Below are 11615 nucleotides of genomic sequence, written 5' to 3' on the forward strand. Positions count from 1 at the left end.
CGCCATGCAGCAAGCCAACCCATTCGCCGAAGCGCGCACGGCAGCGATTTCCAACACGCTGCCGCCCAACGCGCGCCTGCTGGTGCAGGTGGGCGCCGGCGACGGCGCCCTGGCGCGCCATTACCACCGCAGCTACCCGACCACCTCGCTGGTGGTGGTGGAGGCTGACACGGCGGCCGCGCAGCGCGCCACCAGCTTCGCCGAACGCGTGGTGCAGGTGCAGCTGGAAAGCGCCGGCAGCGCCTTCTACCGCCACCTGCAGTGGGCCGACGCCTGGCTGTTCGACGGCACGCTGGAGCGCCTGGCCGAACCAGCCCGGGTGCTGGCCGGCATCCGCGCGGTGCTGAACTACGATGCCTGCGTGCTGGCCTGTGTCAGCAATCCCGCCGCCGCCACCGAAGCCGATGCGCGCCACGCGCTCGACCTGGCGGCGCTGCAAAACCTGTTTTCCGAAGCGGGCTTCCGCCTGGCCGCCACCATCGCCATCAGCCCTGGCGGTACGGACACGCCTTCCCACTTCCTGATCAAGGCCATGCCGGCATGACGAAACCGCTTTACTACTGCATCGCCCACGCGCCGTTCGACTGGCAGATGCCCGACTTCATCACCATGCTGGGCTCGGGCGACTATGTGCCCGAAACCGGCCTGGCCATGAGCAAGTTGCTGTCGCCGGAAGACGCGCTGCGCAACCGCTACCTGGGCGAATACCTGGCGCTGTTCCAGATCCGCCGCATGCTGTTGGAGAGCAAAGCGGAAGGCTTTGTCGGCGTCTGCCACTACCGCCGCTTCGCCCTGACCCACCCGATCGGCCACCGCCGCCTGTTCAACCACTGGGCCCACCCGAGCGACTTCGCGCGCGTCAAGCCAGAACATTTCCTGGGCGACGGCAAAACCCCGATCGTGCCAATCTCCACCGCCTTTGCCGGCAGCGTGCTGCAGCAGTACAACGCGGTGGCCGTGACGCGCGACATCCTGCTGTTCTTTGGCGACGCCATCGACTGCGGCGTGATCACCGACCAGGAGGCGGCCGATTTCTTGAGCGGCAATGTCTTCATCCCCTGCCCGACCGTGGCTTATATGCCGGTCGAATGGTTCGTCAGCATCACGCACGACCTGGAGCTGGTGATGTCGCGCCATTACCGCCACCATTACATCGACCGCGAAGGCTACCTGTCGCGCAGCATGGCCTTCAGCTGCGAGCGCCTGCAGGCGCTGCTGCTGGCCAAGCACATCGCGGCCTGGGGCCAGGACAAGGTGATCTCCACCGCCACCGTGGTGCTGGACGCCAAGTACCCTCCGACCTGAAAGGCCGCCGATGCGCATCGAACCGACCGCCATCCCCGGCTGCTTCCAACTGGTGCCGGATATCCGCGCCGACGAGCGGGGCAGCTTTGTCAAAACCTTCCGCGAAGACCTGTTCCGCGCCCACGGCATGGCCACCACCTTCGCCGAGGAATACTATTCGCTCTCCAAACGCAATGTGGTGCGCGGCCTGCACTTCCAACTGCCGCCGCACGAACACGCCAAGCTGGTGTACTGCGTGCAGGGCGCCGTGCTCGATGCGGCGCTCGACCTGCGGCGCGGTTCGCCGACCTACGGCCAGCACCTGACGTTCGAGCTGAGCGCGGAGAACGGCCACATGCTCTACCTGCCGGCCGGCCTGGCGCACGGCTTCTGCACCCTGGGCGAACAGGCGGTAATGATGTACAAGGTGACCAGCGCCTACGCGCCGCAGCACGACAGCGGCGTGCGCTGGGATTCCGCCGGCATCGCCTGGCCGGACGAAGTGCGGCGCGCACCGCTGCTGTCGGCGCGCGACCAGGGCTTTGCCACCCTGGCGGAATTCGATTCGCCCTTCGTCTACGAGGCCGGCGCATGAGCGCGCCGCGCGCCCTGCTGACCGGCGCCAGCGGCTTTATCGGCTCGCGCCTGGCGCAGCGCCTGCTGGACGACGGCTGGGACGTGCACCTGGTGCTGCGCCCCGGTTCCGCCAGCAACGCCCTGCCTGCGGCGGGTCCGCGCCTGCACCTGCACCGCCACGACGGCAGCACCACCCAGCTGGTGGAGATCATGCGCGCGGCGGCGCCGGAAGCGGTGTTCCACCTCGCCTCCCTGTTCCTGGCGCAGCACCAGGTGACGGACGTGGAGCGCCTGGTGCAGGCCAACCTGCTATTCTCGACCCAGCTGGCGGAAGCGATGGCCCAGTGCGGCGTGCGCCTGCTGGTGAACACCAGCACAGCCTGGGAACATTACGAGGACGGCGACTACAACCCGGTCTGCCTGTACGCCGCCACCAAGCACGCCTTCAGCGCCCTGCTGCGCTACTACGTGGAATGCCACGGCCTGCGCGTGGCCACGCTCAAGCTGTTCGACACCTACGGCCCGGGCGACACGCGCCCGAAAGCGCTCAACCTGCTGAAGCGCATCGCCAACGAAGGCAGCAGCCTGGCCATGTCGCCCGGCGAACAGCTGATCGACCTGGTCTACATCGACGATGTGCTGGACGCCTTCCTGCAGGCGTGGCGGTTGCTGGCGGATGGCGGCCAGGCCGAGGCGATGGCGGAATACGGCGTCTCGAGCGGCGCGCCGCTCGCGTTGCGCGCGCTGGCGGAGCTATACAGCCAGGCCAGCGGCAAACCGTTGAATATCGAGTGGGGCGGACGCCCCTACCGCCCGCGCGAAGTGATGGTGCCGTGGACGCGCTACCAGACCGTGCCGGGCTGGCAGCCGAAAGTGCCGCTGGCCGAAGGCCTGGCGCGCTTCCACCACGGGTAAATTACGGCTGCACCAGCATCAGCAGGCCAACCAGGTCGAGGTGGTTGGGTGCGCCGGCCTGCCCCGGCATATAGCAATCGAAACCGGCCAGCGGGCCGGCCTGCTGCGCCGGCACCGACAGCGTGAGCTGGCTGGCGCCGTAACGCATCAGCAGGCTATTCCCCCACAGCAGCGGCAGCGGGATGTTCGAGTAAATGAACGGCAGGGTTTCCGTGTCGGCATGGCGGGTCGCCACGCAGGCATTGAAATACATGCCCTCCGGCGTGCTCAGTTCCAGCTGCATGCACTGGTGGCCGGTATCGGATTTGAGGAATACCGCCAGCGGGAAGGCCGCGGAATTCAGCTGCAGCCGGCTGCCCGGCAGCATGCGCAGGCATTCGAGCTGCATCAGGCGGTTGCCGCTCTGGATGCGCTCCACCGGCCCGCTGGTGAATTGTTGCAGGTTGGCGGCACGCACGTACATGGCTTCCAGCCTGGCGTGCGGCGAGTGCGCCAGCAGGCGCTCCAGCGCCGCCGACAGCGGCGGCACCGGATGCTGGCGCAGTTTCAGCAGGTGGCGCGCCACCAGGGCGCCGATAATCGAGGTGGCGTGCGGCGCCGCATAGTGCGCCGGGTCCATATACATCCAGTCCGGCGCGCGCCCCAGGAACAGCGCCGACATCCAGGCGCGCACGTCGATGAAGTCCAGCCCCAGTGCGCGGTAGGCCGCCAGCTGCGCATCGTAGAAAGGCAGCGGCACGGTCGCCGGGAAATGCGCCTGCTGCGCCAGCACCAGCGGCACGAACATGGCGGTCGGGTACAGCTGGGCCGCCGTTTTCAGCAGCAGGTGGAAGCACATCAGCCACGACTCGGCACCGCCGGCGCGCGGCGCGAAGTGGCCGGCGTCGTTGATGCCGTATTCGTACAGGATGAAATCGACCGGCGCGCCGGTAAACGTCTCATGCAGGCGGCCGATCGCCGCCAGCGAGGTGGTGGCGCCGACCGAAACCTGGATGATCTCAGCCTCGGCATGCCCCTGCAGTGCCTGCGCCAGGCCATGCACGTACCCGCCCTTGAGCAGGGAGTTGGAGCCGCCGATGATGAGGATGCGCATGCTCAGGCCGGCGTGGCCAGCAGGATGAAGCGTTGCGGCAAGGCGTCCTGCACCACCTGTTCCGGATCGCGCCCCACCAGGTGCGCCAGCTGGCGCAGCACAGGCAGCACGCCTTCGTTGACCGTTTCAGTCCCCTGCACCGCGTAGCCGCCGGTCAGGCGGAAACCGGCCTGGCCCAGCAGCTCGAGCAGGGAGCCGCGCGTGAACTGGCGCAGCTCGTCGCGCTGCAGCACGCCGTCGGCCGCGTAGCGGTAATCGCCCACGGCCAGGCGCAGCAGGTTGCTCCAGTGCTGGAAATTGCGCACCGAGACCACCAGCGCGCCCTGCGGCGCCATGCTGGCGCGCGCCATGGCCAGCAGGGCCCACGGGTCGCGCGCGCGTTCCAGCGCACCGTCCAGCAGCCAGCAGTCGGCCTGCGCCATCTGGCGGTCGCGCGACTCGTCCGGCGTTTCGATGTCCTGCTGGTAGACGAAGTCGCAGTGCGCGCGCGCCTGCTCGGCGGCGATCAGGTCGCGCTCGATGCCAAAATAATTGCAGACCGGGTGGCGCTGCTTGTAGGCCTTGGCGAAGGCGCCGTCGCCGCAGCCGACGTGCACCAGCTTGACCGCCTTCGGCACCACGGCCAGCAGCTCCTGGTCCACCGTGGCGGTGCTTGGCTTGTCGTAGTGGTAGCCGCCGGTGCGGCGCACCGTGCCCTGCCAGTCGTGGCGCAGGTAGATGCGCTGCGCCGGGGTGGGCGCGAAATCATTGTGCAGCCATTCCACGTTGCGCAGCAGGTCGCTCTGGCCGGCCTTGGCCAGCGCCATCATGGGCGGCAGCATCGGCGCGCCGTGCTTGACCGGCAGCGGCCACTGGCGCACCACTTCGATATTGGTCAGCATGCAGGCCGGATGCAGGTAGGGCATCGGGTTAGGGCCGTTGGTGAAGCCATTCTCGTCCACCGGCGCCACGCTGCCCACGCCGTACAGGTGCGGCTCCAGGTGCTCGGCCAGCGACTCCAGGAAGCCGCGCTTCAGCACTTCCACGTCGGAATCGAGGAACAGCACCGGACCCGTCAGGCCCAGGTTCTCGATGGCCCAGGCCATGCCGGGACCGTGGTGGATGTTGTAGCCGAAGGGGATGAAGCGCACATGCTCGAACTGCGCGGCGATCGGCGCAATCTGGTCGGCAATCTCCGGCGCCGAACCGTCGATGATGAACACCGGGTTGGACGGGTAGAACTTGCGCAGCGTGCCGAGCAGGGAGGCAATCAGGTCGGGCGAGTTGTACGAAACCGCGACGACGGGAATCTGGTCAATATTTATCAGCATGGTGGGGTCACGGTTCACGGATCGATTCATCCAGGGCCTTGGTCAGCGGCCACAGCAGGTAGGAAATGACGGAGCGCTTGCCCACCACGATTTCCGCCTGGATCGTCATGCCCGGCAGCAGGCGCGACTCGGGCTTCAGGTTGCGCAGCTTGGGCTCGGCGTTGATGGTGGCACGCGCCACATAATAGGAACTGCTGCGGCCGCCGTCCGACTGCTCGCGCTTGAACGCATCCTGGCTCACGGTGCGCAGCCTGCCTTCCAGCATGCCGTGCATCTGGAACGGGAAGGCGTCCAGCTTCAGGTGCACATTGTCGCCGGCCTTGATGGCGCCGATATCGGCCGCCTCGATGGTGACTTCCGCTTCCATCTGGGCGCTCAGCGGCACCAGCACGAACATCTGCTCCGCCTCGCGCACGATGGTGCCGGGCGACAGCTTGCCCACTTCCAGCACGATGCCGTCGGCCGGGGCCGTGACCTGCACCATCTGGTGCCGCTTGTCGGCCTTGGCCAGCTGTTCCTTGATGCTGTCGCGCTCGCGGGTCGCGTTCAGCAGCTCTTCCATCGATTTCTGGCGCCAGCCTTTGTTGAAGGCGGCGCGCTCGGCTTCGGCGGCGGCCAGTTCGCGTGCCTGCTCGATGTCGCGGTTGCGCGCATTGACCAGGGTGCGCTCGACTTCCAGGCGGCGGTCGCGCGCTTCCAGCAGGTGCATCTTGGCGCCGAAGTTCTCGGCCAGCAGCTTTTCCTGCATCGCTTCGATTTCGCTCAGCGACTTCAGGCGCTGCGCCAGCACCTGCTGGTCGCGCCGGTTGGTTTCGATGCTGGCCTTCAGGCGTTCGATGTTCTGGTCCAGGCGCGCTTTCTGCGCCTCGAAGTTGGCCTGGCGCTCGCCGGACAGCTGGGCTTGCAGGATGTCGTCCGCGCTTTCCAGCTTGCCGCCCGCAGCGGCCTTGCCGGTCAGCTCGGCGCGCAGGCCCTTTTCCTGGTTCTCCAGGCTGGCCAGGCGCGAGCGCAGCTGGGCTTCGTCGGCCTGGGTGAAGGTCGGGTCGAGGGTGGCCAGCACCTGGCCTTTCTTGACCAGCTGGCCGGCGCGCACTTCGACGGTCTGCACGATCGAGGTTTCCAGCGGCTGCACCACGATGTTCGGCAACGGATTGACCAGGCGGCCCGGGGCCGTCACGATCTTTTCCACTTTCGACACGCTGGCCCAGACCAGGAACACCAGCAGCAGCCCGGCCAGCAGGTGCACCGTGATGCGCAGGTAGGACGGCAGCGGCGAGCGCTCGATGGCGTCGGCGTCGGGCAGGAAGTCGAGCCGGGTTTCGTCGCCGCGCTTCACAGGTGGCTTGTTTGCTGGTTCCATAAATGCTGGTAAGTATCGCTACGGGTGAGCAGTTCTTCGTGGCGGCCCATGTCGACCAGGCGGCCGCGCTGCATCACGAGGATGGCGTCGGCATTGACCAGGGTCGACAGGCGGTGGGAAATCATCACCACAGTACGGCCGACGGCAATGCGCGACAGGTTGCGGATAAAGATGGCTTCGCTTTCCGGGTCCAGCGCCGAGGCCGCTTCGTCGAGCACCAGGATGCGCGGCTTGGCCAGCAGCGAACGGGCAATCGACAGGCGCTGCTTCTGGCCGCCCGACAGGTTGGAGGCGTTCTCTTCCAGCATGGTGTCGTAGCCATGCGGCAGGCGTTCGATGAACTCGTCGGCGCCGGCGGCGGCCGCCGCTTCGGCGATTTCCTCGAAGGTGGCGTCGGGCTTGGTGACCAGCAGGTTTTCGCGCACGGTGCCGCGGAACAGGAAGTTCTCCTGCAGCACGACGCCGATCTGGCGCCGCAGGTGCGACAGCTCGATCTCGCGCGAGTCGATGCCGTCGAAGCGTACGATGCCTTCCTGCACGCTGTAGAGCGACTGGATGACCTTGGTCAGGGTGGTCTTGCCCGAGCCGCTGCGGCCGACGATGCCGACCACCGAGCCGGGCTTGATGGTGAAAGCGGTGCGGTCCAGCGCATTGTTCTGCGAACCGGGATAGCGGAAGGTCACGTCCTCGAACTTGATCTCGCCTTTCAGCACCGGGCGCAGGCCGCCGGCACCGGCACGGCCTTCCGGCGCGCGGTTCATCACTTCGCCCAGCATCTTCACCGACAGCGCGGTTTCCTGGTACTCGTTGACCAGGCCGGCAATCGCGATCAGCGGGCCGGTGACGCGCTGCGACAGCATCTGGAAGGCGATCAGGGCGCCGACCGACAGGGTCTGGTCGAACACCTGCTGGGCGCCGATGATGATCAGCATGACCGGCATCAGCTTGCCCAGGAAATCGGTGGCGGCGTTGCCGGTGATCGAAATCTGGCCGACGCGGAAGTGCATATTGATCGACTCGGCCGAACGCTGGTCCCACTGGCGGCGCTGGGCCGGTTCCAGCGCCAGCGCCTTGACGGTGCGCATGCCGTGGATGGTTTCCACCAGCATGCCCTGGCGCGCGCCTTCCGCCGCGTACAGCGCGTTCAGGCGGCGCTGGAAGGTCGGCACCATGGCCAGCACGATGCCGCCGATCAGCATGGCGAACACCAGCACCACCAGGGTCAGCTGGAAGGAGTAAGAGAACAGGATCGGCAGGAAGACCACCAGGGTGATCAGGTCGAGGCCGGTGAAGAACAGGCGCCCGGTCAGGAAGGAACGGATGCGTTCCAGCTGCTGCATATGGCGCGTGATGACACCGGCAGTGGTGGTCTCGAAGTAATCGATCGGCAGCGACAGCAGGTGGCTGAAGGTGCGCCGCGTCAGGCGCATGTCGATCTTGTTGGAGGCGGCCAGGATCAGCATCTGGCGCAGGAAGCCGAATGCCGCGTCGAACAGCAGCGCGATGATGATGCCGACCGACAGCACCCACAAGGTGGTCACGCTCTGGTGGTTCAGTACCTTGTCGATGACAAGCTGGAAGAAGATCGGCGAAGCCAGCGCCAGCAGCTGCATGGCGATGGCGGCGATGAAGATGTCGCGGAAGGCCGCCTTCTGGCGCAGGATTTCCGGGATGAACCAGCGCAGGCCGAACGGCTGGTTGGGATCGGTGAGCTTGTGCTGGCGTTTGACGAACACCACGTCGCCGCTCCAGCGCGCGCTGAACGCGGCGCGGTCCAGCATTTCCACCTGGGCATTGCCGGCGGCCGGATCGAGGATGGCCACCTGGCCCTCGCCTTCGCCGCTGCGGGCGCCGATCACGATCACCATATTGCCGTTGTTCAAGCGGGCCAGCAGCGGGAATACGCCGCCCTGGTTCTGCAAGCCGTCCCACGTCAGCGTGCCGGCCGTGGCTTTCAGGCCGATGTCGTTAGCCATCCGCAACAGCAAACCGTTGCCGGGCTCCTCCGCTCCCAGTGCGTAGTCGTCGATCAACCGCTCAGGGTTGATTTGCAGGCCGTGGTGCTGGGCGACGGCGGTCAGGCATTGCACCGCGGTGTGGGGAAATTTTGATTGCGTCATGGAGCTGCGGCTTGCACCTTTTCCAGAAGAGTGTCCAGCGATTTTACCGCAGGCACAAGCGTACCAGCAGGGTTTTTAAAGCCGAAAAAAAGCGGCAAGTCCATAGGAGCTTGCCGCTTTTGGGGGAATTAAACGGGGACGTACCCTTGGGGTACGTCCCTGTGTTCATTCGCCGCTTACTTCGGTGCAGCCAGGAAGCCGGTGCCGGTGCTGTTCTGCTGCAGGGCCTTCAGGCGACGGTTGTCGTCGTCGGTGTTGGCCAGCTGCTGAGCAGGGTTCAGCTTGCTTGCATCGAACTGGGCAATCGCGGCTGCCATCAGGGCGGCGTTGCTTGCGGTGTTCAGGCCGTCCTGCGCTGCTGCCACATCCAGCTTGGCGGTGCCGCCGGCCGGGGTGCCGGCGTTGTCGAAGCCCGACATCGCTTGCACCAGGCTGCTGACCGAGCTGCGCAGGTCGGCTTGGCCGGCCAGGAACCAGACGTCGGCTGCGTCGTGCGACTTGCCGTCGGCGGTCTCGTAGGTCGACTGCAGACCGTTGATGTTGCCGTTGCTGCCGCCCTTGCCGCGGGTCACGTCCAGGTTCAGCTGGGTGATGTTGAGGTCGCCCAGCGACTTCAGCTCACCGGCCTGGCTGATGCCGTCACCGTTGTCGACCCACACCTGCAGCTTGCCGAAGTTCGCGTCGGCAGCGTTGATCACGCCGTCGCCGTTGCTGTCGAGCTCAGCCAGGGCCTGGTAGCCGGTGGTGGCTTTCTGGCCGTTCGCCAGGGTGGTGCCGGAGCCGAACAGTTCTGCACCGTCGTTGATGCTGCCGTCGCCGTTGCGGTCCATGACCAGCAGGCCGTCGCCGCCGCCCACCCAACCGGTGTTCAGCTTGCTGCCGTTGGCCTTCAGGTCGAACTGCACGCCTGCCGAGATGTCCAGGGTCTCGATGCCGTTGTCGTCCAGGTCCAGCACCACTGGGGTCAGGCTCGACAGGGCGCGGATCTGGTCGGTCGTCATCGCGTTCTGCTGGTCCGTGGTCAGGGCATGGATCTGCAGCGTGGTCAGTGCGTGCACCTGGTCGGTGGTCAGCGCACGGACGCTGTCGGTGCTCAGGCCCTTGATCGCGGCAGTCTTGATCGCTGCGATGTCGGCGGCGTCGATCGCCTTGGCCTGGTCGGTCGACAGGGCGGCGAACTGGTCGCTCGACAGCACGCCCACTTGCTGGCTGGTCAGGGCCTTCAGGTGGTCGGTGGTCAGCGCCTTCACCTGGTCGGTGGTGATGCCGGCGATGGCGCCGGTACGCAGCGCGGCCAGGTCGGCATTGTCCATCGCGGCGATCGCGTCGGTCGAGATCACGGCCACCTGGCTGCCCTTCAGGGCGCCCGCGTCAGCCGTATCCAGCGCCTTGATCTGGTCGCTGTTCAGGACGGACACCTGGTCGGTGCTCAGCACGCCGACGTGGGCCGAGGACAGGGCGCCGAACTGGTCGGACGACAGCGCCTTCAGCTGGTCGGTGGTGATGCCGGCAATCGCGTTGGTACGCAGGGCTGCCACATCCTGGCTGTCCATCGCGTTGATGGCGTCGGTCGACAGGACGGCGATCTGCGAGGACTTCAGCGAGGCCGCGTCGGCAGTATCCAGGGCCTTGACCTGGTCGCTGCTCAGCACGGACACCTGGTCGGTGCTCAGGATCGCTACCTGGGCCGAGGTCAGGGCGCCGAACTGGTCGGACGACAGGGCCTTGATCTGGTCGGTGGTGATACCGGAGATCGCCGAGGTCTTCAGGGCGGCGATGTCGGCATTGTCCAGGGCCTTGATGGCGTCGGTCGAGATCACTGCCACCTGGGCCGCCTTCAGGGCGCCGGCGTCGGCGGTATCGAGCGCCTTCACCTGGTCGCTGCTCAGCACGGACACCTGGTCGGTGCTCAGGGCGCCGATGTGGCCGGAGTTCAGGGCGCCGAACTGGTCGGACGAGATCGCCTTGATCTGGTCGGTGGTCAGGCCGCTGATGGCAGCGGTCTTCAGCGCGGCCAGGTCCTGGCTGTCCATCGCCTTGATGGCGTCGGTCGAGATCACGGCAACCTGGGCTGCCTTCAGGGCGCCGGCATCGGAGGTATCCAGTGCCTTGACCTGGTCGCTGCTCAGCACGGACACCTGGTCGGTGCTCAGGGCGCTGATGTGGCCGGAGTTCAGGGCGCCGACCTGGTCGGACGACAGGGCCTTGATCTGGTCGGTGGTCAGGCCGCTGATCGCTGCGGTCTTCAGGGCGGTGATGTCGGCGTTATCCATCGCGGCGATGGCGTCGGTCGAAATCACGGCCAGCTGGGCCGCCTTCAGGGCGCCGGCGTCGGCGGTATCGAGCGCCTTCACCTGGTCGCTGTTCAGCACGGACACCTGGTCGGTGCTCAGGGCGTTGATGTGGCCGGAGTTCAGGGCGCCGAACTGGTCGGACGAGAGCGCCTTGATCTGGTCGGTGGTCAGGCCGCTGATGGCCGCGGTCTTCAGGGCGGTCATGTCAGCGTTGTCCATCGCAGCGATGGCGTCGGTCGACAGCACGGCGATCTGCGAGGCCTTCAGGGCCGCCGCGTCGGCGGTGCTCAGGGCTTTCACCTGGTCGCTGTTCAGTACCGACATCTGGTCGGTGCTCAGCACGCCGACGTGGGCCGAGGTCAGGGCGCCGAACTGGTCGGACGACAGGGCCTTGATCTGGTCGGTGGTGAAGCCGGCAATCGCGCTGGTCTTCAGTGCCGCCACGTCCTGGCTGTCCATGGCGTTGATGGCGTCGGTCGACAGCACGGCGATCTGCGACGATTTCAGGGCGCCGGCGTCGGCGGTATCGAGCGCCTTGACCTGGTCGCTGCTCAGCACGGCCACCTGGTCGGTGCTCAGGGCGCTGATGTGGCCGGAGTTCAGGGCGGCGAACTGGTCGGACGACAGGGCCTTGATCTGGTCGGTGGTCAGGCCGGACAGCGC

9 protein-coding genes are annotated in these 11615 nt (G+C 66.7%); 4 read left to right on the top strand and 5 right to left on the bottom strand.

Going from position 1 to position 11615, the window contains the following annotated elements; all coding sequences use genetic code 11:
• Positions 1-4 precede the first annotated feature (4 nt).
• Genes ACE3TQ_RS08565 through ACE3TQ_RS08580 form a run of 4 tightly spaced genes read left to right on the top strand, consistent with a single transcriptional unit; the run spans position 5 to position 2775 of the window.
• Positions 5-544: a hypothetical protein gene (locus ACE3TQ_RS08565; protein ID WP_374581651.1), complete on the top strand. Its 540-nt coding sequence runs from the start codon at positions 5-7 to the stop codon at positions 542-544.
• On the top strand, positions 541-1305 hold the full coding sequence (locus ACE3TQ_RS08570; RefSeq protein WP_374581652.1) for a hypothetical protein: 765 nt from the start codon (positions 541-543) through the stop codon (positions 1303-1305). Before ACE3TQ_RS08565 ends, ACE3TQ_RS08570 begins: the two co-directional genes overlap by 4 nt.
• 10 nt (positions 1306-1315) lie before the next feature.
• The gene (gene rfbC / locus ACE3TQ_RS08575) at positions 1316-1879 is read left to right on the top strand and encodes a dTDP-4-dehydrorhamnose 3,5-epimerase (RefSeq protein WP_374581653.1); all 564 of its coding nucleotides are present in this window, start codon (positions 1316-1318) and stop codon (positions 1877-1879) included.
• Positions 1876-2775 (top strand): NAD-dependent epimerase/dehydratase family protein, encoded by a 900-nt coding sequence (locus ACE3TQ_RS08580; protein WP_374581655.1) that lies wholly within the window; start codon positions 1876-1878, stop codon positions 2773-2775. The genes rfbC and ACE3TQ_RS08580 overlap by 4 nt, the downstream gene beginning before the upstream one ends.
• Position 2776: 1 nt before the next feature.
• On the opposite strand, the gene ACE3TQ_RS08585 is transcribed toward ACE3TQ_RS08580, so the two are convergent.
• From ACE3TQ_RS08585 to ACE3TQ_RS08605, 5 genes are all read right to left on the bottom strand, one after another.
• Complete coding sequence (locus ACE3TQ_RS08585) at positions 2777-3868, bottom strand: SGNH/GDSL hydrolase family protein (RefSeq protein WP_374581656.1); 1092 nt, start codon at positions 3866-3868, stop codon at positions 2777-2779.
• Positions 3869-3870: 2 nt separating this feature from the next.
• Positions 3871-5178, bottom strand: coding sequence for a methyltransferase domain-containing protein (locus ACE3TQ_RS08590; protein WP_374581657.1), 1308 nt, complete (start codon positions 5176-5178; stop codon positions 3871-3873).
• 7 nt (positions 5179-5185) lie between these two features.
• On the bottom strand, positions 5186-6538 hold the full coding sequence (locus tag ACE3TQ_RS08595) for an HlyD family type I secretion periplasmic adaptor subunit (protein ID WP_374581659.1): 1353 nt from the start codon (positions 6536-6538) through the stop codon (positions 5186-5188).
• The gene (locus tag ACE3TQ_RS08600) at positions 6511-8658 is read right to left on the bottom strand and encodes a peptidase domain-containing ABC transporter (RefSeq protein ID WP_374581660.1); all 2148 of its coding nucleotides are present in this window, start codon (positions 8656-8658) and stop codon (positions 6511-6513) included. The genes ACE3TQ_RS08595 and ACE3TQ_RS08600 overlap by 28 nt, the downstream gene beginning before the upstream one ends.
• 176 nt (positions 8659-8834) lie before the next feature.
• Positions 8835-11615 (bottom strand): heme utilization protein (locus tag ACE3TQ_RS08605; protein ID WP_374581661.1); only part of this gene is annotated, 2781 nt, incomplete at its 5' end.

Source organism: Pseudoduganella sp. (genome assembly GCF_041914865.1).
Lineage (GTDB): Bacteria > Pseudomonadota > Gammaproteobacteria > Burkholderiales > Burkholderiaceae_D > Rugamonas.

What these genes read in the sequence shown, in the direction of transcription:
- ACE3TQ_RS08600 (WP_374581660.1), bottom strand. Translation starts at nt 8,658, where the DNA reads ATGACGCAATCAAAATTTCCCCACACCGCGGTGCAATGCCTGACCGCC.
- ACE3TQ_RS08590 (WP_374581657.1), bottom strand. Translation starts at nt 5,178, where the DNA reads ATGCTGATAAATATTGACCAGATTCCCGTCGTCGCGGTTTCGTACAAC.
- ACE3TQ_RS08595 (WP_374581659.1), bottom strand. Translation starts at nt 6,538, where the DNA reads ATGGAACCAGCAAACAAGCCACCTGTGAAGCGCGGCGACGAAACCCGG.
- ACE3TQ_RS08570 (WP_374581652.1), top strand. Translation starts at nt 541, where the DNA reads ATGACGAAACCGCTTTACTACTGCATCGCCCACGCGCCGTTCGACTGG.
- ACE3TQ_RS08580 (WP_374581655.1), top strand. Translation starts at nt 1,876, where the DNA reads ATGAGCGCGCCGCGCGCCCTGCTGACCGGCGCCAGCGGCTTTATCGGC.
- ACE3TQ_RS08585 (WP_374581656.1), bottom strand. Translation starts at nt 3,868, where the DNA reads ATGCGCATCCTCATCATCGGCGGCTCCAACTCCCTGCTCAAGGGCGGG.
- rfbC (WP_374581653.1), top strand. Translation starts at nt 1,316, where the DNA reads ATGCGCATCGAACCGACCGCCATCCCCGGCTGCTTCCAACTGGTGCCG.
- ACE3TQ_RS08565 (WP_374581651.1), top strand. Translation starts at nt 5, where the DNA reads ATGCAGCAAGCCAACCCATTCGCCGAAGCGCGCACGGCAGCGATTTCC.